The organism is Mycobacterium sp. IS-3022 (genome assembly GCF_001500065.1).
GTDB lineage: Bacteria > Actinomycetota > Actinomycetes > Mycobacteriales > Mycobacteriaceae > Mycobacterium.
In genome coordinates, this window is sequence record NZ_LQIN01000051.1 from 129,952 (window position 1) to 155,036 (window position 25,085).

17 protein-coding genes, 1 tRNA gene and 1 pseudogene are annotated in these 25,085 nt (G+C 66.9%); 4 read left to right on the forward strand and 15 right to left on the reverse strand.

The annotated features are described in order from the left end of the window. From narI to AU188_RS24460, 8 genes and pseudogenes are all read right to left on the reverse strand, one after another. Positions 1-735 (reverse strand): annotated as a pseudogene (gene narI / locus AU188_RS24425) (respiratory nitrate reductase subunit gamma); the annotation flags it as partial. Beyond that, positions 734-1,387: a nitrate reductase molybdenum cofactor assembly chaperone gene (gene narJ, locus AU188_RS24430; RefSeq protein WP_059166047.1), complete on the reverse strand. Its 654-nt coding sequence runs from the start codon at positions 1,385-1,387 to the stop codon at positions 734-736. The pseudogene narI and the gene narJ, both read right to left, overlap by 2 nt. Continuing rightward, entirely contained in the window at positions 1,384-3,051 is a 1,668-nt protein-coding gene (gene narH, locus AU188_RS24435) for a nitrate reductase subunit beta (protein ID WP_059166048.1), read from the reverse strand. Before narH ends, narJ begins: the two co-directional genes overlap by 4 nt. Further along, positions 3,048-6,743 (reverse strand): nitrate reductase subunit alpha, encoded by a 3,696-nt coding sequence (locus AU188_RS24440; RefSeq protein WP_059166049.1) that lies wholly within the window; start codon positions 6,741-6,743, stop codon positions 3,048-3,050. The genes narH and AU188_RS24440 overlap by 4 nt, the downstream gene beginning before the upstream one ends. Further along, entirely contained in the window at positions 6,740-7,918 is a 1,179-nt protein-coding gene (locus AU188_RS24445; protein WP_502687639.1) for a nitrate/nitrite transporter, read from the reverse strand. Before AU188_RS24445 ends, AU188_RS24440 begins: the two co-directional genes overlap by 4 nt. 213 nt (positions 7,919-8,131) lie before the next feature. Beyond that, the gene (locus AU188_RS24450; protein WP_059166051.1) at positions 8,132-8,554 is read right to left on the reverse strand and encodes a DUF4383 domain-containing protein; all 423 of its coding nucleotides are present in this window, start codon (positions 8,552-8,554) and stop codon (positions 8,132-8,134) included. Positions 8,555-8,648: 94 nt separating this feature from the next. Then, positions 8,649-9,134 carry a DUF4383 domain-containing protein gene (locus tag AU188_RS24455; protein ID WP_059166052.1) on the reverse strand — a complete coding sequence of 162 codons (486 nt, stop codon included), beginning with the start codon at positions 9,132-9,134 and terminating at the stop codon, positions 8,649-8,651. A gap of 339 nt (positions 9,135-9,473) precedes the next feature. After that, positions 9,474-11,354, reverse strand: a complete 1,881-nt coding sequence (locus AU188_RS24460) for a propionyl-CoA synthetase (protein ID WP_059166053.1) — start codon at positions 11,352-11,354, stop codon at positions 9,474-9,476. A gap of 40 nt (positions 11,355-11,394) precedes the next feature. Here AU188_RS24460 and AU188_RS24465 point away from each other — a divergent pair, with 40 nt between their 5' ends. The 4 genes from AU188_RS24465 to AU188_RS24480 all read left to right on the forward strand — a co-directional run bounded on the left by AU188_RS24465 (position 11,395) and on the right by AU188_RS24480 (position 16,181). Then, complete coding sequence (locus AU188_RS24465) at positions 11,395-12,258, forward strand: alpha/beta fold hydrolase (RefSeq protein ID WP_059166054.1); 864 nt, start codon at positions 11,395-11,397, stop codon at positions 12,256-12,258. Between the two features lie 80 nt (positions 12,259-12,338). Beyond that, entirely contained in the window at positions 12,339-13,757 is a 1,419-nt protein-coding gene (locus tag AU188_RS24470; protein ID WP_059166055.1) for an HNH endonuclease signature motif containing protein, read from the forward strand. A gap of 55 nt (positions 13,758-13,812) precedes the next feature. Beyond that, entirely contained in the window at positions 13,813-14,589 is a 777-nt protein-coding gene (locus tag AU188_RS24475; RefSeq protein ID WP_059166056.1) for an SDR family NAD(P)-dependent oxidoreductase, read from the forward strand. Further along, a complete protein-coding gene (locus AU188_RS24480; protein ID WP_059166057.1) occupies positions 14,586-16,181 on the forward strand; it encodes a phytoene desaturase family protein in 1,596 nt (531 codons plus the stop codon). Before AU188_RS24475 ends, AU188_RS24480 begins: the two co-directional genes overlap by 4 nt. 114 nt (positions 16,182-16,295) lie before the next feature. On the opposite strand, the gene AU188_RS24485 is transcribed toward AU188_RS24480, so the two are convergent. The 7 genes from AU188_RS24485 to AU188_RS24515 all read right to left on the reverse strand — a co-directional run bounded on the left by AU188_RS24485 (position 16,296) and on the right by AU188_RS24515 (position 24,814). Beyond that, positions 16,296-16,988 (reverse strand): response regulator, encoded by a 693-nt coding sequence (locus tag AU188_RS24485; protein ID WP_059166058.1) that lies wholly within the window; start codon positions 16,986-16,988, stop codon positions 16,296-16,298. Beyond that, positions 16,985-19,528 carry a DUF4118 domain-containing protein gene (locus AU188_RS24490; protein ID WP_216636201.1) on the reverse strand — a complete coding sequence of 848 codons (2,544 nt, stop codon included), beginning with the start codon at positions 19,526-19,528 and terminating at the stop codon, positions 16,985-16,987. The genes AU188_RS24485 and AU188_RS24490 overlap by 4 nt, the downstream gene beginning before the upstream one ends. Further along, the gene (locus AU188_RS24495; RefSeq protein WP_059166060.1) at positions 19,521-20,393 is read right to left on the reverse strand and encodes a potassium-transporting ATPase subunit C; all 873 of its coding nucleotides are present in this window, start codon (positions 20,391-20,393) and stop codon (positions 19,521-19,523) included. The genes AU188_RS24490 and AU188_RS24495 overlap by 8 nt, the downstream gene beginning before the upstream one ends. A gap of 1 nt (position 20,394) precedes the next feature. Then, positions 20,395-22,536 carry a potassium-transporting ATPase subunit KdpB gene (kdpB, locus tag AU188_RS24500; RefSeq protein ID WP_059166061.1) on the reverse strand — a complete coding sequence of 714 codons (2,142 nt, stop codon included), beginning with the start codon at positions 22,534-22,536 and terminating at the stop codon, positions 20,395-20,397. Further along, positions 22,536-24,206 (reverse strand): potassium-transporting ATPase subunit KdpA, encoded by a 1,671-nt coding sequence (kdpA, locus tag AU188_RS24505; protein ID WP_059166062.1) that lies wholly within the window; start codon positions 24,204-24,206, stop codon positions 22,536-22,538. The genes kdpB and kdpA overlap by 1 nt, the downstream gene beginning before the upstream one ends. After that, positions 24,206-24,295 (reverse strand): potassium-transporting ATPase subunit F, encoded by a 90-nt coding sequence (locus tag AU188_RS25910; RefSeq protein ID WP_156426807.1) that lies wholly within the window; start codon positions 24,293-24,295, stop codon positions 24,206-24,208. Before AU188_RS25910 ends, kdpA begins: the two co-directional genes overlap by 1 nt. Positions 24,296-24,738: 443 nt before the next feature. Then, positions 24,739-24,814 (reverse strand) — tRNA-Leu (locus AU188_RS24515). Between the last annotated feature and the right edge of the window lie 271 nt (positions 24,815-25,085).

Sequence of the window (25,085 nt, forward strand, 5' to 3'; positions counted from 1 at the left end):
TCACCAGCCCCGCCGGTGCGGGCGCGAACCGGCGAGCTCACCGCTGTCGACGACATCGCGGCTGCGGTACACGATGTAGGGCCGGAACAGATAACCGATCGGCGCGCTGAACACATGCACCAGCCGGGTGAACGGCCACAGGCAGAACAGCACCAACGCGATCATCACGTGGATGTGGAACCACAGCGGCGCCTGCGCCATCAGATCGCCGCGTGGCTGCAGGATCCAGATGGACCGGAACCACGGCGACACGGTCTGGCGGTAGTCATGTTCGGCGCCGACGGGTGTCGCACCGATCAGGGTGCACGCCAGGCCGGCGATGATCGCCAGCACCAGCACCAGATACATGACCTTGTCGTTGCCTGTGGTGGCCAAGAAAACGGGGCCCGTTGTGCGGCGGCGAAAAACCAGCAACGCGATCCCCGCCAGCGTGGTGACACCGGCGATGGCGCCGAGGATCATCGCCTGCAGGTGGTAGGCGTGATCGCTGAGCCCGATTGCGTCTGTCCATGATTCAGGGATCACCAACCCGATGATGTGCCCGACGATCACCACCAGGATGCCGAAGTGGAACATCGGGCTGCCGATGCGCAGCAACCGCGATTCGTACAGCTGCGACGAGCGGGTGGTCCAGCCGAACTTGTCGTAGCGGTATCGCCACCAGATGCCCACCGCGACTACCGCCAACGTCACATACGGCACGACGTCCCAGAAGATCTCCCAACCCGACATGTCACACTCCTTGGGCGCGTCGTGGCGGCACCGTCAACGTGAACGGTTGCAGCCCAACGGATTCTTTCGGCGCACCGGCGGCGGCCAGCCGCTGTGCCCGCTGGGTTTCTGAGTCGGTGCGCAGGGGAAGCGTCTCGCAGACGGCGCTCACCGCGTGCAGGTACGGCGAGCACGACTGTTCCAACGCGTCGCGAAGCAGGTCGATCGGCACCCGGTGCTCGATGAGGAGTCGCCGGCCCGCCGTCGGGTCGACGGTCGCGGCGAACTCGAGCACCACCGGGAGGTAGTCGGGGGCCTCGCGCTGCGGCGGGTCGACCCCGGCTTCGCGATACGCGCGGCTGAACGCCAGCATGTGGTTGCCGCGGTTGCGGGTGTCGCCTGCGGTCCAGTAGGTCAGGTACATCGTGGCGCGGCGCCGCATGTCGAAGGTGTCGACATAGTCGATCTGCGCCCGCATCGGCTCGATCGCCCGCACCGCGGCGACGGTCTCAGCGAGGAGCTGGGCGGGCCTGCCCGACAGGTGGGCCAGCAGTTCCTCGACGGTGGTCAACCGCTCGGCATGCTGATCGTCCGGGTAGGCCAACAGCAGGGCGGCGGCCTGCCACACCAGTCGATGCTCTAGCGTCGAGTCTCGTTGGCTTCTACGGAGTTTCATTGCTTTGGCCTGCGGTCGGGGAAGATTCCGCTGGGCTCGCCACGGCCGTCCCAGTTGAGCAGGTTCACCCGCGACGGGCGCGACTCGGTGACGGCTATTCCCTCACTGGTCTGCCGGTGGTGCAACGCGTGGAAGCTCTCCACCGCCACCGGCACCGGGCCGCCGCTGGCCTCACCGAACGGCCCCGAATCGTACATGCCCGGCCCGCCCTCGAACGACAGCGAGCAGCCGGGCTCCTCGAGTGCCTGTGCCTCCAAGGCGTGCGCGTCGGCGACATATGCGGTCGGAATGACATAGCGCTCTTCGTATTTCGCCAACGCGAGCAGACGGTACATCTCGTAGATCTGCTCTTCGGTCATTCCGACCGCTTGCGGGATGTGCGGCTGCGTCTCCCGACCCAGGCTGATGTCACGCATGTAGGACCGCATCGCGGCCAGCCGCCGCAGCACGCCCTGCACCACAGCGGTGTCGCCGGCGGTGAACAGCCCCGCGAGGTATTCGATCGGAATGCGCAGCGCCTCCAGCGCGCCGAACAGATTGCCCAACTCCTCGCCGTCGTGGCCGTCGCGGGCGACGGCGTCGACCACCGGCGACAGCGGCGGGATGTACCAGACCATCGGCATGGTCCGGTACTCCGGATGCAGCGGCAGCGCCACCTGATAGCGGTGGATCAGCGCGTACACCGGCGAGCGCTGCGCGGCCTCGATCCACTCCTCGGAGATGCCCTCGGCGTGGGCCCCGGCGATCACCTCGGGGTCGTGCGGGTTCAGGATGATCGACTTCTGCGCCTCGTACAGGTCGGTGTCGTTCTCCACCGACGCCGCCTCGAGCACACGGTCGACGTCGTAGAACACCAGACCCAGGTACCGCAACCGGCCTACACAGGTCTCCGAACACACCGTCGGCAGTCCGACCTCGATGCGCGGATAGCAGAACGTGCACTTCTCGGCCTTACCGGTCTTGTGGTTGAAATACACCTTCTTGTAAGGGCATCCCGACACACACATCCGCCAGCCGCGGCAGCGGTCCTGATCGACCAGCACGATGCCGTCCTCGGAGCGCTTGTAGAGCGCACCCGACGGACACGACGCGACGCACGACGGGTTCAGGCAGTGCTCGCAGATTCGCGGCAGGTAGAACATGAACGTCTGCTCGAGTTCGAGGCGGACCTGCTCGCTCACCTGCTTCAGCACCGGGTCTCCGGACACGATCTCCGTCGAGCCGCCGAGGTCGTCGTCCCAGTTCGCCGACCACTCGACCTTCATCGGTTCGCCGCTGATCAGGCTGCGCGGCGGCGCGACCGGCATGTGCTCGCCCAGCGGCGCCTTGGTCAGGTTCTCGTAGTCGTAGGTCCAGGGTTCGTAGTAGTCGCTGATGCTGGGCATCTTCGGGTTGGCGAAGATCCGCAGCAGCTTGCTGAGCCGGCCGCCGTCGCGCAGCCGAAGGCGGCCCTTGCGGTCGCGTATCCAACCGCCACGCCAACGCTCCTGGTCTTCGTAGGTGCGCGGATACCCTTGGCCGGGGCGGGTTTCGACGTTGTTGAACCAGACGTACTCGGTGCCTGGCCGGTTGGTCCACGCCTGTTTGCACGTCACCGAGCAGGTGTGGCAGCCGATGCATTTGTCGAGGTTCATCACCATCGCCATCTGCGCCATGACTCTCACTGGTAGGTCACCTCCTGGCTGCGCCGCCGCACCACCGTCACCTCGTCGCGCTGATTGCCGGTCGGGCCGAGATAGTTGAACGCGAACGCCATCTGGGCATACCCGCCGGCGAGGTGGCTGGGCTTGATCAGCAGGCGGGTCAGCGAATTGTGGATGCCGCCGCGCTTGCCGGTGGTCTCGCTCAGCGGCACGTCGATGGTGCGTTCCTGCACGTGATAGACGAACACCACCCCCTCGGGCATCCGGTGCGACACGATCGCCCGGCACACCAGCACGCCGTTGCGGTTGACCGCCTCGACCCAGTCGTTGTCGCGCACCGAGATTTTCGCGGCGTCGGCGGGGCTCATCCACATCGTCGGGCCGCCGCGCGACAACGACAGCATGAACAGGTTGTCCTGGTACTCGGAGTGAATCGACCACTTCGAGTGCGGTGTCAGGTACCGGACCGTCAACGCCACCCCGTCATGCTCACCCACCGTCGACTCGCCGAACAGCCGCGACATGTCCAGCGGCGGACGGTAGGTCGGCAACTGCTCGCCGAGTTCCTCCAACCAGTCGTGGTCGAGGTAGAAGTGCATCCGGCCGGTCAGCGTGTGGAACGGCTTGAGGTCCTCGATGTTGACGGTGAACGGCGCGTACCGGCGGCCGCCCGTCTCGCTGCCCGACCACTCCGGGCTGGTGATCACCGGGACGGGCCGGGCCTGGGTGTCGGCGAACGTGATTCGGCGTTCCTCGCTGCCCTCGGCCAGATGCACCAGGCGCCGCCCGGTCCGGCGCTCCAGCTCGCGGAAGCCCTGCACGGCCAGGCGTCCGTTGGTTGTCCCGGACAGCGCCAGGATCGCCTCGGCCATCCGTTCGGCGGTGTTGATCGCCGGTCGGCCCTCCGCCCGACCGGAGTTCATCACCCCGAACTTGGCCGCGAGCTGCTCGACTTCTTCGTCGGGGTGAACGGTGACGCCCTTGGTCGTCAGGCCCAGGCGCTCGACGAGCGGTCCCAGCGTCGCCCACTTCTCGGCGATCGCAGGGTAGTCGCGTTCGACCACCGCCAGCGGGCCCATGGTCTTACCGGGCACCGGCGTGTCCGCGGTGGTGCGCCAATCGCTTTCGGTCCCACTGCGATAGGCCATCGCGCCGGCGGTGTCGTGTTGAAGCGCGCCGACCACCACGTCACTGCGCACACCGAGATGCTTGGCCGCCAGCCCGCTGAACACCCGCGCGATGGCGCCGAACGCCTCGAAGTCGGAATGCGTCTCCCACGGCGGGTCGACGGCCGGGGTGAACGCGTGCACGTAGGGGTGCATGTCGGTGCTCGACAGGTCGTGCTTCTCATACCAGGTGGCCGCGGGCAGCACCACATCCGAGAGCAATGTGGTCGAGGTCATCCGGAAGTCGATCGACATCAACATGTCGAGCTTGCCCTCCGGGATGTCCGGAGTCCACGCGATGTCATTGGGCCGCACCGATTCCGGGGTCGGCTCCGCCTGCAGGTTGGAGTCGGTGCCGAGCAGGTGACGCAGGAAGTACTCGTTGCCCTTGCTCGACGAGCCGAGCAGGTTCGCCCGCCAGACGGACAGCACCCGTGGCCAGTTCGCCGGGTTGTCGGGGTCGGTGACGGCCAGCTTGAGCCGACCCTCGGCGAGTTGCTCGGTGACGTAGGTGGCGACGTCCTGCCCGGCGGCGTGGGCGTCGTCGGCCACGTCGAGGCTGGAGCGGTCGAACTGTGGATAGAACGGGCTCCAGCCCATCGCCGTCGACGAGGCGAGGACATCCATGGTGTGCCGATCCCGGAATCGGCCGCGCCCCAGCGGACTGGACAGCGCGTCGGCGCGATAACCGTCGTAGCGCCACTGGTCGGTGTGGACGTACCAGTAAGACGTGCCGGGCATCTGCCGCGGCGGTCGCGACCAGTCGGTGCCCATCGCCAACGCCGACCAGCCCGTCACCGGCCGGCACTTCTCCTGCCCGACGTAGTGCGCCCAGCCGCCGCCGTTGCGTCCCATCGCGCCGGTGAGCAACACGAGCGCCAGCACCGCGCGGTAGGTGGCGTCCCCGTGGAACCACTGGCAGATGCCTGCGCCCATGATGATCATCGACCGGCCGTTGGACTCCTCGGCGTTGCGGGCGAACTCCTTGGCGATTCGGATCGCTTGTGCCGCAGCCACTCCGGTGATCTGCTCCTGCCAGGCTGGGGTGTAGGGCCGGCTGGGGTCGTCGTAGCCGGCGGGCCAGTCGCCGGGCAGCCGGGGCCGGGCCACGCCGTACTGCGCCAGCATCAGGTCGAACACCGTGCACACCAGGTGTTCACCGACCCGTCGCACCGGGACGCCGCGGGTCAGGGTCTCGCCGCGCCCGTCGAAGGTGTCAAAGCGTGGCAACGAGACCTCCGCCGCCTCACCGCCTTCGGCCCGCAGCACCGTCAACGCCGGCACGAGGTCACCGAGTTCCAGGTTCCACTTCGTGATTCCGTCGTCCCCGAAGCGGAAGCCCAACGAGCCCGGTGGCACCGCGACGCTGTCGGTGGCGCCGTCGAGCAGCACCGGTTTGAACGCCGCGTTCTCCTGCGCGGCCGGCTCGCCGCCAAGGTCGGCGGCCGTGAGGTTCTTGCCTGGGACCAGCCTGCCGTCGCGCTCCTCGAGCTTGACCAGGAACGGCAGGTCGGTGAATTTGCGCACGTAGTCGACGAAGAACGGAACCCGTTGCTTGACAAAGAACTCCGAAAGCACGACGTGGCCCATTGCCATCGCCAACGCGCCGTCGGTGCCCGCCACGCACGGCATCCACTCGTCGGCGAACTTGGTGTTGTCGGCGTAGTCGGGGCTGACGCTGACGACCTTCGTGCCGCGGTAGCGCACCTCGGTCATCCAGTGCGCGTCCGGCGTTCGGGTCACCGGCACGTTGGAGCCCCACATCATCAGGTACGACGCGTCCCACCAGTCACCGGATTCCGGTACGTCGGTCTGGTCGCCGAAAACCTGCGGGGAGGCCACCGGAAGGTCGGCGTACCAGTCGTAGAAGGACGTCATCACGCCGCCGAGCAGTTCTATGAACCGCGAGCCCGCGGCGAAGGACACCATCGACATCGCCGGAATCGGCGAGAATCCCGCCACCCGGTCGGGCCCATACTGCTTGATGGTGTGGACGTGTGCCGCGGCGATCATCTCGGTGGCCTCGGCCCAACTCACCCGCACCAGGCCGCCCTTGCCTCGAGCACGTTGGTAGCGCCGGCGACGTTCCGGGTCGGCCTGAATGTCGGCCCAGGCGAATACCGGATCGGACAGCCGCGCCTTGGCCTCGCGGTACATCTGCACCAGTTCCCCGCGCGCATACGGGTAGCGCACCCGCGTCGGCGAATAGGTGTACCAGGAGAACGCGGCCCCGCGTGGACAGCCCCGCGGCTCGTACTCCGGGCGGTCCGGCCCGACCGACGGATAGTCGGTCTCCTGCGTCTCCCAGGTGATGATGCCGTCCTTGACGTAAATCTTCCACGAGCACGACCCGGTGCAGTTGACCCCGTGGGTGGAGCGGACGACCTTGTCGTGGCTCCACCGGTCGCGGTAGAAGATGTCGCCTTCGCGGCCGCCACGGCGGTGCACGGTACGCCCGTCGGCGGAGGCCTCGCCGGGGGTGAAGAACCGGCCGCTGCGCTCGAGCAGTTCCTCGATCCGGCCGCCGACGTGCGGCGTGATGGTCACTTTGGCGCCTCCTCGGGTTGCGGCTCATGGGCGTGTAGCCGCAGTGCGGTGTAACCGAACGCGATCAGCGCGGTCGCCACCAACAGGATGAGCCCGACCGAATAGTCGTTCTCGGCGGCGTCGTAGGTCGAGCCCATCACCAGCGGCGGGAAGTAACCGCCCAAACCGCCTGCGGCCGAGACGATTCCGGTGACCGAACCGACAGAATTCCGCGGCGAACGCCGCGCGACCCACGCGAACACGCCGCCGGTGCCGATACCGAGGAACACCGCCAGCGTGATGAAGGTGGCCGCCGACAACACGTCCGGCGGTGGCTGCAGGATGGCGATGAGAGCCATCAGCGCGGTGCCCCCGAACGACGCCAGCACCACATACTTCGGCGCGAAGCGGTCGGCCAGCGCCCCGCCCACGGGCCTGGCGAGCACGGCGGCCAGCGCGAAGCCCGCGGTGCGCGCCCCCGCGTCGACCGCCGAGAAGCCGTAGATCGTCTTGATGTAGGTCGGCAGGTAGTTGCTGAACGCCACGAACCCGCCGAACACGATCGCGTAGAGGAACGACATCTCCCAGGTGACCGACAGTTTCGCGGCAGCCTTCAGCTTGGGCAGCACCCGGTCGGTGTTCGGCGCGAAAGTCGGCGAGTTGCTCATGAGCACCAGGCACAGGACGGCGGTGAGCGCCAACGCGACCGCGATGATGACGTGGGTGGTGAACAGCCCGAACCAGCCGACGAACCGGGGGGTGAAGAACGCCGACAGCGCGGTGCCCACCATGCCCATCCCGAAGACGCCGGTGGCGAACCCGCGCCGCGACGCGTCGTACCAGTTGTTGGCGAACGGGATGCCGACGGCGAAGACGGTGCCGGCAATGCCCAGGAAGAACCCACACACCAGCAGCATCGGGTAGGACCCGGCCGTTCCTGCGGCACCGACCGCCAGCACCGGCACGATCGAGATCACCGAGATCGCGATGAACATCGCGCGGCCGCCGAACCGGTCGGTGAGCGACCCGACGACGATCCGGCCGAGCGCGCCGACCAGGATCGGCGTCGCGACCAGCATCGAGGCCTCGGAGCTGCTCAGCGTCAGGTCGGCAGCGTAGGTGGTCGACAGCGGGCCGATCATGTTCCAGGCCCAGAAGTTGATCGCGGAGACCCACGTGGCCAGGGCCAAGTTCAGAGTGCGTCGAACGCCGGTGTCCGGCGTGGTCGCCGTGCTCACCCGCCCAGACAACCATGTGTATGCAACGCTCACGTTACTTTTCAGGAAATGCGCTGCGGCACAGTCGAGACCGCCGGCTCCGGTCGGTCGGCCGGCCACGGCGTGTTCGCGGCACGGGATCGGCGCGGGGTCAAACCCGGCCGTTCTCTTGTGTTTTCGTTTGTCGTCAGTTCAGGCGCGAATCCTGCTGTGGCGCCTCGTCGGGTCGCGTTGGCCCGCCAGTGTCAATCCGAGGATGACCATGATGACGCCCAGACTGAACCACAACCAGTCGAACGCGTGCGCCACGCTCAACGCGTAAGCCCACAGCGCGACGTACACCAGGCCGCCGCCGAGGAAATATGCCCGGGCTGCGGCGTAGGTACGCGCCATCACCAACCCCAGCGCGCCGATCACCAGGTTGACCGCGTTGTGCAGACCGGACACCACGAACATGCCGAACAGGCGAGCCCCAGAGTCCTGGCCGAGCCAGTCCAGGCGGTCGTAGTCACGAGTGATGCCCGGAATGAATCCGAGGACACCGAGGATGATCAACGCGGCGCCCACGAACAACGCTGCCGCCTGCACAGCCATGTACTTGGGGGCCGTCGCCATCCCTCGCCTCCGTCCGGACCGTTATTGACGGACCTGCAGGTGATACCCCGTCCGCCCGGACGCTAACCGGGGCCGGTGACGGCGGTCGTCGTCGCTAGCGGGGGTTCCGTCTCATCGGTGTGTTCGCGTCGATGTCGTGGCGTGACAGCAACACACCGAGGGCGATCATGCCGACCGCGAGCGCCAGGTGCAGCCAGTTGTCGGCGGTGTTCAACGGCACGAAGTTCGCTGCGCTGTCGTGGTCGATGAACAGGCCGTACACGAAGAGCAGCAGGTAGATGACGCCGCCGCCGATCAGGAAGGCGCGCGCGCCCGAGAACGTGCGCGCCATCAACACTCCGGCCACACCGAACAGCAGGTGCACGATGTTGTGCAGGATCGAGACGTTGAAGATGCCGAGCAGGTGGGCCTCGGAATGATGGCCCGCGAACGTCATGGTGTCGTAGTTCGTGGTGATCCCGGGGATGAAGCCCAAGATGCCGACGAGCAGGAATACTGCACCGACGGCGAGGGCGGCCTTTTGCGCAGGTGAGCTGTACCGGGATGCCGCCGTCGGCCCCGGCGGGTGACTGCTGACCATCGTCGTTCCTTTCATCGGGTGAGGCGAGAAGTACCCGGGGAAAGGCGTGGCAAACGCGGATTCGAAGGCTAGTCAGGCACCGCAAGAACCCGGTCGCGGTCGCCGACCGGTTCGGCCTTCGACCGGGCTACTTCCTGACGTAGCAGTTGGGCGCGTTTCCGCAGTGATGACCTTGATCGCACTTGTGGCAGTTGCAGGTACAGCCGGTCTTGGCCCTGCCCGCAGGTTTAGGAGATGTGGGCATCGCGGATCAACTCCTCGTGTTATGACGCCCGTTCGCGACGGCGAAATCACGGACGTAACAACGAATATATGCCGATATGACGATGTCTGCGCGGGCTAAGCGGCACCGCCGCGCAAGATCGGCTTCAGCTTCTCGAGCACCGTCGGGTCTTCGATGGTCGAGGGGACCGGCTCGTCTCGACCCTCGGCGATGCCTCGCATGGTTTTGCGCAGGATCTTGCCGGACCGGGTCTTGGGCAGCGCCGCGACGACGTCGACCTCCTTCAGGGAGGCGACCGCGCCGATGTTCTGCCGTACCGCCTCGACCAGCTCCTCGGCCAGCCGGTCGGCCTTGGCGCCCGCCTTGAGCACGACGAAGCCGCGTGGCACCTGGCCCTTGATCTCGTCGCTCACCCCGATCACTGCACACTCGGCGACCGCGGGATGGGCGGCCAGGACGGCCTCGACCGATCCCGTCGACATCCGGTGCCCGGCGACGTTGATCACGTCGTCGGTGCGTCCCATCACGAACAGGAAGCCGTCCTCGTCGACGTATCCGCCGTCGCCGGTGAGGTAGTAGCCGGGAAACGCCGACAGGTACGACGCGATGTATCGGTCGTCGGCGGCCCACAGCGTCGGCAGGGTGCCCGGGGGCAGCGGCAGCTTGACGCAGATCGCCCCCTCCTCGTTCGGCTCGCACTGCGAGCCGTCGGGGCGCAGGATCCGGACGTCGTATCCGGGCATCGCCAGCGCGGCCGAGCCCGGCTTGATGGGTTGCGGCTCAACACCCATGGGGTTGGCGGCGATCGACCATCCGGTCTCGGTCTGCCACCAGTGGTCGACCACCGGAACCCCGAGTTTCTCCGAAGCCCAGTAATAGGTGCCGGGGTCGAGGCGTTCACCGGCCTGGAACAAATACCGCAGCGCCGAGAGGTCGTGCTTGCCGACATGCAGGCCGTCGGGGTCCTCCTTCTTGATGGCGCGGATCGCGGTCGGCGCGGTGAACATGGTCTTCACGCGGTGCTCGGCGGCGACGCGCCAGAATGCGCCGGCGTCCGGCGTGCCAACGGGTTTGCCTTCGTAGAGCACGGTTGTCGCGCCCAGCAGCAGCGGTCCGTAGACGATGTAGGAGTGGCCGACCACCCAGCCGACGTCGGAAGCGGCCCAGAAGACGTCGCCGGGATGGGTGTCGTAGATGTTGCGCATGCTCCACAGCAGGGCGACGGCGTGCCCGCCGTTGTCGCGGACGATGCCCTTCGGCTTGCCGGTGGTTCCGGAGGTGTAGAGCACATACAGCGGATCGGTGGCGGCGACGGGCACGGGTTCGGCTTTGTCGTCGGAGGCCATCAGCTCATGCCAGTCGTGATCGCGGTTCGCCACCAACTCGCAACGACATTGGTCGCGTTGCAGGATCACGCAACTCACGGTGCTGTGCTCGGCGATCTGCAGGGCAGCGTCGAGCATCGGCTTGTATTCGACGGTCCGCGTCGGCTCCACACCGCACGATGCCGAGACGACCACGGACGGGCGGACGTCGTCGATGCGGGCCGCGAGTTCGTGTGCGGCGAATCCGCCGAACACCACCGAGTGGATCGCGCCGAGCCGGGCGCACGCCAGCATCGCGATCACCGCCTCGGGCACCATCGGCATGTAGATGACGACGCGGTCGCCCTTGCCGACCCCGAGGCGACGCAGGACCGCGGCGAAACATGCTGTCGCATCGAGCAATTCGCGGTAGGTGTAGGTTCGCTGCGAACCGGTGACCGGCGAGTCGTAGATCAGCGCGGGCTGGTCGGCGCGGCCGTGTTCGACGTGGCGGTCGAGAGCATTGGCGCAGGTGTTCAGCTCGCCGTCGGCGAACCAGCGGTAGAACGGGGGATTGGAGTCGTCGAGGACCTGCTTCGGCTCGCGGGTCCAGGTGACCGCACGGGCGGCGTCGGCCCAAAACGCTGCTGGATCGGCGATGCTGGCGTCGAACAGAGTTCGGTATCCGGCCATATCGGCACGGTAGCGCGGCGGCGGCTTATAGTCGGCGGTTATGACCGCGCAACCGCCTCCGATCGAAGGAGCGCGACGATCGTTCGTCGACGCCCGCGATGTGCGCTTCCACGTCACCGAAGCCGGTCCCGCCGACGGGCGTCCCGTCGTGGCGTTGCACGGCTGGCCGCAACATCATTGGGTGTATCGGGATCTGCTGGCCGACCCACCCGCCGGGCTTCGGATCATCGCGCCGGACCTGCCGGGCTACGGCTGGTCGGGGCCCGCGCCGCACCGGTGGGCCAAGGACGACGTCGCCGCCGATGTGCTGGCGCTGCTCGATACGCTCGGCCTCGACCGCGTGCTGCTGGTCGGCCATGACTGGGGCGCGTTCGTCGGGTACCGCATGGTGCTCGGCGCGCCGGAGCGCTTCGACGGCTATCTGCCGATGAACATGGCGCATCCGTGGGTGAGTCCGAAAGTGCTCGCGCCGCATCTGTGGCGGCTCTGGTACCAGGTGCCGCTGGCCACGATCGGTTCACCGCTGCAGCGGCGCACCCACTTCGTGGCTCGCGTGTTCCGGATCGCGTCCGAACTCGACCGCGAAACCGCGCGCGTCTACGTCGACCGCTTCCGCGATCCCGTCGTCGCCCGCACCGGCCGGGACACCTACCGAACGTTCCTGCTTCGCGAACTGCCCGCCGCGGCCAGGGCGCCCGCCCCGCCGCGGGCCACGGTGCCGATCCGCTGCGTGTTCGGGTCGGGCGATGACGCCGTGCATCCGTCGCTCGTCGCGGAGGAGACGGCCAACGCGGACGACTACACCGTCTCGATGGTCGACGCCAGCCACTTCGTCGTCGACGAGCGGCCGGACGTGGTGCGGGCCGCACTGGTCGCGCTGGCCGAGGAGACTGTCCAGCAGTAGCCTGTAATCCCTTGCGGCACAGTGGTTTCATCAGTCACAAGCCGGGTGGATCTGTCGGTGGTTCGAACTAGTGTTCGGGTATGTCGGTGGAGCGGATCGGTGAGCGGATCGCGGTGATGAGCCGCGAGCTGGCCGGGTTGTTGGCCGAGTCGTTCGAGTCTTTGAGCACCGCCGAGCAGTTTGCGGTGGCCGCGCAGTGGGAGACGTTGGTGCGTGCGCAGGCGGCGGTGGGGCATCGGTTGGTTGCCGAACTCGACCGGGCACCGGTCGCAGAACTGGGGGCCGGCAGTGTGGCGAAGGCGTTGGAGGTGCTGTTGCGGATCTCCAAGACCGATGCCCACCGTCGGGTGCGTGAGGCGGGCGAGTTGGCGCCGCGGCGCGCGATGACCGGTGAGGTGTTGGAGCCGGTCCTGGCGCACACCGCGGCGGCGGTGGAACGTGGGGTGATCGGACCCGAGCACGTGCGAATCATCCGCACGTTCTTCGACAAGAAGATTCCTCGTTCGGTGGGCTTTGATGTGCGCGAGGCCGCTGAGGCGCAGTTGGCCGAGCTGGCGGCCAAGCACACCCCCGAGGAGTTGCGCAGGGTCGCCGACCGGTTGGCTTATCTGCTCGATCAGGACGGAGAGTTCTCCGATGAGCTGCGAACCCGCAAGCGGTGGCTGAAACTTGGTGCGCAGCATAGCGACGGGATGCGCGAGCTGCACGGGCTGCTCGATCCGGCGACGAGTGCGGCGCTGGAGGCCGTTTTCGCCAAGGCCGCCGCCCCGGGGATGAACAACCCCGCAGACGGGAACCCGTGTGTGAACGGCGAACCGGCCGAGGAGGCCGTGTCCTCGGACGCCCGCACGGCCGCACAGCGCAACCACGACGCGCTCGGCGCGATGTGCCGCGATCTTTTGGCCTCGGGCCGAATGGGCAGCCATAACGGGTTGCCTGCCACCATGATCATCACCGCCACGCTGCAGGATCTGCAGTCAGCGGCCGGGCACGCTGTCACCGGCGGCGGAACGTTGGTGCCGATGGCTGATGTGATCCGACTGGCCGCGCACGCCTATCCGTATCTGGCGGTGTTCGACAAGCACACCGAAGAACCGCTGTATCTGGGGCGGGGCCGGCGGTTGGCGTCCAAGGCGCAGCGGTTGATGCTTTTTGCTCGCGAGCGTGGGTGCACCCGCCCCGGGTGCACGGCGCCGGCGTATCACTCCCAGGTGCACCATGCCGGCGCGGACTGGGCTGCGGGCGGCCGGACCGACATCACGGAGTTGACGTTGGCGTGCCCGACCGACAACCGGGCGGTCAAGCCCGGTGGGTGGCGCACCCGAAAACGCAAAGACGGCCGCACCGAATGGCTACCACCACCACAGTTGGACACCGGCCAAGCCCGCGTCAACAACTACCACCACCCCCAGCGCTACCTCATCCCCGACGACGGACACGATGACGAAGGCGGCGAGAGTCCCGACGGAGAAGACAACGGAGACGACGACGCCGGCTGACGCCGCGGTATCTTCGCGCGCGTTTGACGGAGACCCCGTCGGGTAGCCCGCCACCATGGCAGAGGGACGACCACTCGCGCTGGTAACCGGCGCCTCCAGCGGTATCGGCTTTGAGCTGGCGAAGCTGTTCGCCGACGATGGATACGACGTCGTCGTGGCCGCCGATGACGATGCGATTCATGCCAGCGCGGACAAACTCGCCACCGGTGGAGCCGAGGTCCGCGCAGTACAGGTCGATCTCCGCAAACCCGACGAAGTCGAGCGCCTCTACCGCACTGCCACCGAGAACGGTCGCCCCCTCGAAGCGGTCGCGCTGAACGCCGGCATAGGCGGGGCCGGCCCGTTCGTCGACCGGGATCTCGACGACGACCTCCACATCGTCGACCTCAACGTGCGCTCGACGACGCACCTGGCCAAACTCGTGCTGCGCGACATGGCGAAACGCGGTTCGGGCAAGGTGTTGTTCACCTCTTCGATCGCCTCGACGATGCCCGGCTCGCTGCAGACCGTCTACAACGCGTCGAAGTCGTTCGTCCAGTCGTTCGCCGAGGCGCTGCACGACGAACTGCGCGACACCGGCGTCACCATCACCTCGCTCATGCCGGGTCCCACCGACACCAACTTCTTCCGCCGCGCGGACATGCTGGACACCCTCGTCGGTCGGATACCCAAAGACGACCCCGCTAAGGTCGCCGAGCAGGGCTACGACGCACTGATGACCGGCGAGCGCAAAGTCGTTGCCGCCTCGCCCCTTTCGAAGGCGATGGGCCTGGTGAATCGGGTCCTTCCGGATTCGGTCAAGGCGGCCGCCAACCGGTTGATCTCGAAGTGAGCGTCCCCGCCACCGCCGACGCCGTGGTGATCGGAGCGGGCCACAACGGTCTCGTCGCCGCGGCAATGCTCGCCGACGCGGGTTGGGATGTGCTCGTTCTGGAAGCACAGCAGCAACCCGGCGGCGCGGTGAAAAGTGCCGAACTGTTCCCCGGATTCGTCAGCGACCTCTACAGCGCCTTCTATCCGTTGTCCGTCGTGTCGCCGGCATTGAAATCGCTACACCTCGAGGACCACGGGCTGCGGTGGGCGCATTCACCCGCGGTGGTCGGCCACGCGCGTTCGGCCGATGACTACGACGCGCCGGTGATCTGGCGCGACATCGACCGCACCGCCGAAGATCTGGATCGACGCCAGCGCGGTGACGGAGCGCGTTGGCGGGAACTGTTCGACCAGTGGTGCCAGATCAAGGAACCGCTCCTGGAGACATTGTTCGCGCCGTTTCCGCCCGTGCGTGGGGCGGTCGGTCTGCTGCGCAAACTCGGCACCGCCGAGGCGTTGCGACTGGCGCATCTGCTGTTATTACCCGCCGGCGTGATGGGCGAGCACCTGTTCGACGGCGAGGCGGCCCGACTCCTGTTGCTGGGCAATGCGATGCATGCCGATGTGCCGATCGACGCGCCGGGCAGCGGCGTCATGGGCTACATGCTGATCATGATGGCGCAGGACGGCGGCTTTCCGGTTCCGGTCGGCGGCGCGGGACAGCTGGCCGAGGCGCTGGTGCGCCGGGCGCAATCGGCCGGCGCCCACATCGAGTGTGGGCGCGAGGTCGACGCGATCGATGTCCGCGGCCGCCGCGCCGTGTCCGTGCGCACCACAGGCGGTGACACCGTGCGGGTACGGCGCGCAGTCATCGCCGACACCTCGGCACCGATGCTGTACCGCCGGCTTCTGCCCGCCGACGCCCTTCCCGACTCGGTGCTGCAGAGCATCGACCGGTTCGTCTGGGACACACCGGTGTTGAAGATCAACTACGCGCTCGACGCACCCATCCCGTGGCGGTCGAAAAGCCTGAGCGACGCCGGAACCGTCCACATCGGCGCCGACCACGACGGCTTGATCCGGTGGATGGCCGATCTCAACACGGGGACGGTGCCGTTGCATCCGTTCATGTTGTTCGGGCAGATGACGACGGCCGATCCCAGCCGATCGCCGGAGGGCACCGAAAGCGCCTGGGCGTATACGCATTTGCCGCGCGGCGTTGCCGACAATGCGTCGGCCGACCAGCTGTCGGCGGCCGTGGACATGGTGCTGGAGAAGTACGCTCCGGGCTTCGGTGACCACATCGTCGGCAAGTCGATCCAGCGTCCGTCCGACCTCGAGGCCAGCGACGCCAACCTGCACGCGGGAGCCGTCAACGGCGGCACCTCACAGTTGTTTCAGCAGTTGGTCTTCCGGCCGGTGCCTGGCTTCGGCGGGGCCGAAACACCCGTAGAGAACGTGTATCTCGGCAGCGCAGGCGCATCGCCGGGCGGGGGAGTGCACGGTGCCTGCGGACGCAACGCCGCCCGCGCTGCGCTGGCCGAGGACGGCCGACTGGGTTGGCCGCGCCGGCAACTCAACCGCGCGATCCTGTCGTTGATGACGCGGTGAGCAATCACTCGGGCACCTTCTCTGGCCGAGCAGACGCAAAGTGACCCTGAAATAGCCGCCATTTGTGCGGCATCTTGCGACTGGTCGCGGAGGAGGAGGTCCCACGGGAAGAGGTTACTGCTGGAAGCGGTAGCCCATTCCCGCTTCGGTCAGCAGATGGACGGGATGCGAGGGGTCGTCCTCGAGTTTGCGCCGCAACTGCGCGAGATAGACGCGGAGATAGTGGGTTTCCTTCGCGTATGCCGGTCCCCACACCTCTTTGAGGAGCTCTTCGCGGCCGACGAGCTTGCCGCGGTTGCGCACCAGCATCTCGAGCATGCCCCATTCGGTCGGCGTCAGGTGGACCTCTGCGCCGTTCTTTGTGACCTTCTTGGCCGCCAGGTCGACGGTGAACGACGCCGTTTCGACGACGGGCTCCTCGGTATCCGACGCCACCGACGCGCGGCGCAGCGCTGCCCGCAACCTGGCCAGGAACTCGTCCATGCCAAACGGTTTCGTCACATAGTCGTCGGCGCCGGCGTCCAGTGCCTCGACCTTGTCGGAGGAATCGGTCCGTGCCGACAGCACGATCACCGGTGCCGACAGCCATCCACGCAGACCGGCGAGCACGTCGATACCGGACATGTCCGGCAGGCCGAGGTCGAGCACGACGATGTCGGGGCGGTGGTCGGCCGCGGTCTCGAGCGCGTCGGCGCCGTTGGCGGCGGTGAACACTTCGTAGCCGCGCACCGACAGGTTGATGCGCAGCGCCCGCAGGATCTGCGGTTCGTCGTCGATGACGAGCACCCTGGTCTTCACCGCCGTCATGACGGTGCCGCCAGGTCGATCTCGATGGTCAGTCCGCCACCAGGGGTGTCGCTCGCAGAGATGCTGCCGCCCATCGCCTCCATGAAACCGCGCGCCACCGAAAGCCCCAGCCCGACACCGATACTGGTGTCGCGGTCACCCGACCGCTGGAACGGTGCGAACAGGCGTTCCTCGGCGCCGCGGGGAATGCCGGGTCCCTCGTCGACAACCGCGATCAGCACCCGGCCGCCGACCTGGCCGGCCGTCACCCGTACCACGCTGTCCTGGGCATACCGCAGTGCATTGTCGACGAGGTTGGCCAGCACCCGTTCGAGCAGGCCGGCATCGGCCAGCGCCACGGCGTCACCCACGTCCACCTTCACCCGCTCGACGCCGCGCTTCCGGAAGCCCGTCGCACCCTTGCTGATTCCCAGCAGTGCCCGCTGCACCGTCTCCTCGAGATACACCGCTCGCAGTTCCGGTTTGACGACACCCGCGGCCAGCCGTGACGAGTCGAGCAGGTTGCCGACGAGCGCCGTCAGTTGGTCGATCGACTCTTCGATGGTGGCGTGCAGTTCGGCGGTGTCGTCGGCGGAGAACTCGACGTCGTCGCTGCGCAGGCTCGACACGGCAGCCTTGGCCGCGGCAAGTGGTGTGCGCAGGTCATGGCTGACCGCCGACAGCAGTGAGCGCCGCAGTTCGTCGGCTTGGGAGATCGCTTCGGCCTTGCCGGCTTCCTCGGCGAGCTCGCGTTGTTTGACCAGACCCGCGGCCTGTTTCGCGACCGCTGTCAGCACCCTGCGGTCACGAGCACGCAGCTTGCGGCCGGCCATCAACATCCAGAACTCGTCATCGCCGACTTCGATTGCGGTGTCGGCGGAGTCGACGGTCACACACGGATCGGTCCCGACACACGCGACGAGGCCACCGTCGGAGCGCTCGTCGGTGGCACGCAACATGCTCACGGCGCGTTGGGAATACGTCTCGCGGACGCGCTCTAGCAGCGTCTCGAGATCGGCGCCGCGCAGCACGGATCCCGCGAACAACGCGAGCAGCTCGGCCTCTTGGGATGCCCGCCTGGCCTCCCGGGTGCGCTTGGCGGCGTTGTCGACCAGCACTGCCACGGCGACCGCGACCGCCAACAGCACGACGCTGGTGATCGCGTTGTCGGGCCGGGCGATATCGAGCGTGTAGCGCGGTTCGATCAGAAAGTAATTCAGTAGCAGGCCCGACAACACCGCCGACAGCGCGGCGGGTGCCACCCCGCCGAGGAGGGCCACCACCAGCACCCCGACGAAGAACAGCGCGCTCTCACCGCCCACGTCGAGCACGGGGTCCAAGACCAGAGCCAGCACCGCGCACAGCGCCGATGGAACCAGCACCGCGGCCAGCCAGGAGGACAGATATCTGTGTCGGGGACCGGTCCGGGTCCACACCGACTCCCTATGCGCCTCCGGGTGAGTGACCATGTGCACGTCGATGGACCCGGACTGCTGAACCACCGACGCGCCGATGCCTTCGTTGAAGATCCGTTCCCATCGCGACCGCCGCGAGGTTCCGACGACCAACTGCGTCGCGTTCTCGTCGCGGGCGAAATCCAGTAGGGCGGTCGGCACGTCGTCGCCGACGACGGTGTGCACCGTGGCGCCCAAGCTGGCGCTGAGTTCGCGGACCTTGCCCATCTGCGGCGCGGAGACACCCGAGAGGCCGTCGCCGCGAACAACATGCACCACCAAGAGTTCCGCGCTGGACTTCGAGGCGATTCGAAAGGCCCTACGCACCAGGGTTTCTGACTCCGGACCGCCGGTCACCGCGACGACCACCCGCTCGCGGGCCTCCCACGTGGCGGTGATCTGGTTCTCTTCGCGATACTTCTCCAGCGCGGCGTCGACCTGATCGGCGAGCCACAGCAGCGCCAGTTCACGCAGTGCGGTGAGGTTGCCTTTGCGGAAGTAGTTGGACAGAGCCGCGTCGACGCGATCGGGTGCATACACATTTCCGTGAGCAAGCCTGCGCCGCAATGCTTCCGGGGTGATGTCGACGAGCTCGATCTGATCGGCGGCGCGGACCACCGCGTCGGGGACCTTTTCCTGCTGCTCGATGCCGGTGATCTGGGTGACGACGTCGTTGAGGCTCTCGAGGTGCTGAACGTTGACCGTCGTGATGACGGTGATGCCGGCGTCGAGCAGTTCATCGACGTCCTGCCATCGCTTGGGATTCTCGGAGCCGGGCGTGTTGGTGTGCGCCAGCTCGTCGACCAGAACCACCTGTGGTTGACGGCGCAGCACCCCTGCCACGTCGAGTTCTTCGAAGCACTTGCCGCGGTATTCGATAATCTTCGGCGAAATCGTCTCGATGCCGTCGAGCAGATCGGCGGTCTTCTTGCGGCCGTGCGTCTCCACGACGGCGGCGACCACGTCGGTGCCCCGTTCCAGCCGTCGGTGCGCCTCGCCGAGCATCGCGAAGGTCTTGCCGACCCCGGGTGCCGCGCCAAGGTAGATGCGCAGTTCACCGCGCTTCTTGCGGTGGTCGGACGGATCGCTCACATGCCCATCATCCACCTGATGCCAGCTTGTCGAGCGCGATGTTGAGCGCCAGCACGTCGACCGTCGGCTCGCCGAGGAACGCGAGCGCCCGGCCGTCGGTGTGTTCGGCGACGAGCCGGCGGATCTCGTCGGCCGGGACACCGCGTGCCGTCGCAACCCGATTGACCTGGATGTCTGCGTAGGCGATCGAGATATGCGGGTCGAGTCCGCTGCCGCTGGCCGTGACGGCGTCGGCGGGCACTGCAGGATCGGCGGGCGCACCGCCGCGGATCGGCACGATCAGGCCGATGGCGTAGTCCTCGCCCGCCGCGGCACATTCGACGCGCACGCCCGCGTAGGAGTCGAGGAACGGCGCCCGGGTCGTGTCGCAAGGCTCGTTGACGCTGACGACACGCGTCGGCTTCACCACGTTGCCCCGCGCATCGCGGGGACCGATGACCGAAAGCGCCGCGCCGACACCGCCGCCCGTGCAGAACGGGCGCGCGCCATCGACGCCGTCGAATTCGCCGACGGCCTTGCTGCGTTCGCATACGAGGGTCAGCAGGCTCGGCGTCTCCGCAGTGTCGATGATGCTTTCCGGCCCTAGGTTGCTCGCCCCGCTGGCCATCGGGTCGTAGCCGTCACCAGCGGGTGACGGCCGGCTCTGGAAGTATTGCGGCAGCGGGTTGCCGTCGGCGTCGGTGAACGACTGTCCGATCAGGCTGCTGCCCACCACCTTTCCGTTCGCCTGAACCAGTGAGCCTTCGGCTTTGGTGCGCAGCCCGGGGATCTGCGCGATGAACCAGATGAGGACCGGGTACGCGAGGCCGAGGATGACGGTGAGCACCAGCAGCGCCCGCAGGGCGGCGAAGTGTTGCCGAACGACTTGCGCGAAGTTCATGTCACATTCCCGGGAGGAGTTGGACGACGAGGTCGACGAGCTTGATCCCGACGAACGGGACGATGATTCCGCCGAGGCCGTAGATGGAGAGGTTGCGGCTCAACAACTTCGACGCGTTGCTCGGTGTGTAGCGCACACCGCGAAGCGACAGCGGGATCAGCGCGATGATGACCAACGCGTTGAAGATCACCGCTGACAGGATCGAGGACTGCGGGCTGTGCAGTCGCATGACGTTGAGCACGTCCAGGCCGGGGAACAGCGCGACGAACAGCGCCGGGATGATCGCGAAGTACTTCGCGATGTCGTTGGCGATCGAGAAAGTGGTCAGGGCGCCGCGGGTGATGAGCAGTTGCTTGCCGATCTCGACGATCTCGATGAGCTTGGTCGGGTCGGAATCCAGGTCGACCATGTTGCCGGCCTCCTTGGCCGCCGATGTGCCGGTGTTCATCGCGACACCGACGTCGGCCTGCGCGAGCGCGGGGGCGTCGTTGGTGCCGTCGCCGGTCATCGCGACGAGCCTGCCGCCGGCCTGCTCCTTCTTGATCAGCGCCATCTTGTCTTCGGGGGTGGCCTCGGCGAGGAAGTCGTCGACACCGGCCTCGTCGGCAATCGCTTTGGCGGTCAACGGGTTGTCGCCGGTGATCATCACGGTGCGGATGCCCATGCGGCGCATCTCGTCGAACCGCTGACGCATACCCTGTTTCACGACGTCCTTGAGGTGTATCACGCCGAGCACCGACGCAGTGCCGTCGCGGACCTGACCAACCACCAGGGGAGTGCCGCCCGCGGCGGAGATGCCTTCCACGATGTCGCCCAATTGCGTTGACACGCAGCCGCCCTCGGAACGGATCCAGTCAGCGACCGAGCCGGCGGCGCCCTTGCGCAGCTTGTGTCCACCGAGGTCGACGCCCGACATCCGGGTCGTGGCGCTGAATTTCACCCAGTCGGCGTGTTCGAGTTCGCCGGGTGTGCGGGCTCGCAGGCCATACTGCTGCTTGGCGAACACGACGATCGAACGGCCTTCCGGTGTCTCGTCGGCGAGGCTGGACAGTTGAGCCGCGTCGGCCAGTGTCTCTTTTGCGACGCCGGTCATCGGGACGAAGGCGGCGGCTTGGCGGTTGCCGAGGGTGATGGTGCCGGTCTTGTCGAGTAGCAGGGTGTTCACGTCACCGGCGGACTCCACGGCGCGGCCCGACATCGCGAGCACGTTGCGCTGCACCAGCCGGTCCATGCCGGCGATGCCGATGGCCGACAACAGGGCACCGATGGTGGTCGGGATGAGGCACACGACCAACGCGACCACGACGATGCCGCTGATGCCGTCGCCGGTCAGCGCCAGGCTGTCCCGGACGCCGGGGTTGTTGGCCTTGGAATAGATGGCCAGCGGTTGCAGCGTCGCGACCGCGAACACGAAGATGATCGTCAGTGAGGCCAGCAGGATGTTCAGCGCGATCTCGTTCGGCGTCTTCTGCCGGTTGGCGCCCTCGACGAGCGCGATCATCCGGTCGATGAAGCTCTCACCCGGCTTCTGGGTTATCCGCACGACGATGCGGTCCGACAGCACGGTGGTCCCGCCGGTGACCGCGGACCGGTCTCCGCCGGATTCGCGGATGACGGGTGCAGACTCGCCGGTGATCGCCGACTCGTCCACCGACGCAATGCCTTCCACCACATCGCCGTCGCCGGGGATCGTCTGGCCGGCTTCGACGACGACGACGTCTCCCCGCTGCAGCAGCGGCGCGCCGACCTGTTCCTCGCGGCCCGGTGAGCCCGGGGTCCAGCCGATCAGGCGCCGGGCCATGGTGGCCGACTTGGTCTTTCGGAGTGTCTCGGCCTGCGCCTTGCCGCGGCCCTCGGCCACCGCCTCGGCGAGGTTGGCGAAGACCACCGTCAGCCACAGCCACACGACGATCAGCCACGCGAACCACGAGGGCTCGGCAAGGGCCAGCAGAGTGCTCCACACCGCGCCGAGTTCGACGATGAACATGACCGGATTGCGCCACAGCGTGCGCGGGTCCAGTTTGCGCAGCGCGTCGGGCATCGACTTCCCCAACAACTTCGGATCGAGGAGTCGGCCCTGGATACGCTTGGGGGCAGGGTATTTCTGTTCCGGCGGAGCGGGGGCGACGGTGGGTGCGGACATCAATGGATTCCTTCGGCGAGTGGGCCCAGCGCGAGCATGGGCAGGAAGGTGAGGGCGACGAGGATCAGCGTGACGCCGGCGACCATGCCGACGAACTGGGGCCGGTGGGTGGGCAGCGTGCCGATCGACTCCGGTGTCTTGCCCTGGCGGGCCAGCGATCCGGCCAACGCGAGGACGAAGATGATGGGTAGGAACCGGCCGAAGAGCATCGCCAGACCCAGCGCGGTGTTGTACCACTCGGTGTTGACCGAAAGACCCGCGAACGCCGAACCGTTGTTGTTGCCGGCGGAAGTGAAAGCGTAGAGCACCTCGGAGAGGCCGTGCGGACCGGTGTTGAGCATGCCGGCTCGTTGACCGGGCATCGCCATCGCCACAGCGGTGCCGGTCAGCACGATCAGCGGTGTGACGAGGAAATAGGTGGCGGCGAGCTTGATTTCGCGCGGAGTGATCTTCTTGCCGAGATACTCCGGCGTGCGGCCGACCATCAGCCCGGCGATGAACACGGTGATGATCGCGAGGATCAGCATGCCGTAGAGGCCCGAACCGACGCCGCCGGGGGCGATCTCGCCGAGCTGCATGTTGAACAGCGTCATCATGCCGCCGAGGCTGGTGTAGGAATCGTGGAACGAGTTGACGGCGCCGGTGGACGTCAGCGTCGTCAGGTCGGCGAACACGGCGGAGTTCGCGACGCCGAAGCGCTGCTCGACGCTTTCGGTGGATGCGCCGACCGCGGTGGGAACCGTTCCGTGGTGCTGCAATTGGAAGGTCAGCATCAGCGTGACGCTGAGCAGCGCGATGGTCGACATGGCTGCGACGATCGCGTAACCCTGCTTGCGGTTGTCGACCATGCGGCCGAACGTGCGGGGTAGCGAGAACGCGATGCACGACAGCAGGAAGATCTCCACCCAGTTGGTCCATGCGGTGGGGTTCTCGAACGGGTGCGCGGAGTTGGCGTTGAAGAATCCGCCGCCGTTGGTGCCGAGCAGCTTGATGACTTCCTGGCTGGCGACCGGGCCACCGGGAATGGTCTGCTGTCCGCCGGCGAGGGTGGTGACCGACTGGCTGTGCAGGTCGAAGTTCTGGATCACGCCGCCGGCGACGAGGATAGTCGCGCCGATGATGGAGATGGGCAACAGGATTCGGATGGAGCCGCGGATCAGGTCGACCCAGAAGTTGCCGAGTTCGGTAGTGTTGCGTCGGGCGAGGCCGCGGACGAACGCCATCGCGACCGCCATGCCGACCGCGGCGGAGACGAAGTTCTGCACCGCCAGACCGGCCATCTGCACTAGGTGGCCTTGGGTTGACTCGCCGGAGTAGGCCTGCCAGTTCGTGTTCGTGACGAAGCTGACCGCGGTGTTCCAGGCCAGCGCGGGGGTCATCGGCGTGCCCGGGTCGTCGAGGTGCAGCGGCAGCTTGCCCTGGACCAGTTGCAGGACGAACAGGAACAGTAGGCTGACCGCGGAGAAGGCGAGCGCGCTGCGGGCGTAGGCGCCCCAGGTCTGTTCGGATTTCGGGTCGGCGCCGACGAGTCGGTAGATGACGCGTTCACTGCGCAGGTGCTTCTCGGAGGAGTAGACCCGGTACATGTAGTCGCCGAGCGGCACGTGGACGAGGGCCAACCCGATGATCAGCGAGACGGGGAAGAGCATGCCGGCGGTGGTTGCGCTCATCAGAACCGCTCGGGAAACAGCAGGGCGGCGAAGAGGAACATCGCGACGAGGATGGCCAGCACGAGGCTGACGGCGTTGGCGTAGCTCACAGCCGCTCGACCAACTTCTGGACCGAGCCGAGGACGGCGAAGACCGCCACCGTCAGCACGAGGTAGACCACGACGGACATGGCACTCCGAGACGTTGACAAAGGCCGCCGGATTTCGGCGGGCTTCTCAAGCAAACGTGGAGCTCAGCGGCGCAAGCCCGGCTCTTGACGGTTTCTTGACGCCCCGACTGCCGACCTTTACGACTTCAATGCGCCGAGTGTCGGGTTGACGCACGCTTTCGTCGCTGCGGCGGTCGTGAACCCGACACTCGATGCGTTGGGTAGCGTTCTCATCGGCTGACGCCCCCATAGCCCAATTGGCGGAGGCCGCGGACTTCTTCTAGAGAATTCACAGTCACCAAAAGTGCCTCTTACTTGGGTGGGTGCCCAATAGAGGTGCGACAGTGGCAAATTGATCACGCGACCTGTGAACCCTTTTGACAGTGGGGACGGTGGGACTCGAACCCACAAATGTCGGGCGTTTTAAGCGCCCCGCCGATGCCAATTAGGCTACGTCCCCTCTAGGCAGCCGAGTCTAGCGTGGACGCGGACCTCTTGTTCTTGCCTCTGAAGGTTGGCGTAAGCGAGTAACAGTTGGGGCACAACAGGCTGAGGTTGTCCAGTGCGTTGTTCTGATGGTTGCCGTCTTTGTGGTCCAGCTCCAGAGGTATCGGCTGGTCCATCCAGGTGTCGAGCTTGCAGCCGGAGCACCGTTGCTCAAAGAAGCCTTCGCTGATCAGTCGCTGGCGCAATCGATGAGACTGAACTGGATACCTATTCGATAGGTAGTC

Bases quoted from the DNA above. Each gene is read 5' to 3' on its own strand.
- AU188_RS24455 (WP_059166052.1), bottom strand. From the start codon at position 9,134: ATGGTCAGCAGTCACCCGCCGGGGCCGACGGCGGCATCCCGGTACAGC.
- AU188_RS24470 (WP_059166055.1), top strand. From the start codon at position 12,339: ATGTCGGTGGAGCGGATCGGTGAGCGGATCGCGGTGATGAGCCGCGAG.
- kdpA (WP_059166062.1), bottom strand. From the start codon at position 24,206: ATGAGCGCAACCACCGCCGGCATGCTCTTCCCCGTCTCGCTGATCATC.
- narJ (WP_059166047.1), bottom strand. From the start codon at position 1,387: ATGAAACTCCGTAGAAGCCAACGAGACTCGACGCTAGAGCATCGACTG.
- AU188_RS24475 (WP_059166056.1), top strand. From the start codon at position 13,813: ATGGCAGAGGGACGACCACTCGCGCTGGTAACCGGCGCCTCCAGCGGT.
- AU188_RS24495 (WP_059166060.1), bottom strand. From the start codon at position 20,393: ATGAACTTCGCGCAAGTCGTTCGGCAACACTTCGCCGCCCTGCGGGCG.
- kdpB (WP_059166061.1), bottom strand. From the start codon at position 22,536: ATGTCCGCACCCACCGTCGCCCCCGCTCCGCCGGAACAGAAATACCCT.
- AU188_RS24485 (WP_059166058.1), bottom strand. From the start codon at position 16,988: ATGACGGCGGTGAAGACCAGGGTGCTCGTCATCGACGACGAACCGCAG.
- AU188_RS24450 (WP_059166051.1), bottom strand. From the start codon at position 8,554: ATGGCGACGGCCCCCAAGTACATGGCTGTGCAGGCGGCAGCGTTGTTC.
- AU188_RS24465 (WP_059166054.1), top strand. From the start codon at position 11,395: ATGACCGCGCAACCGCCTCCGATCGAAGGAGCGCGACGATCGTTCGTC.
- AU188_RS24460 (WP_059166053.1), bottom strand. From the start codon at position 11,354: ATGGCCGGATACCGAACTCTGTTCGACGCCAGCATCGCCGATCCAGCA.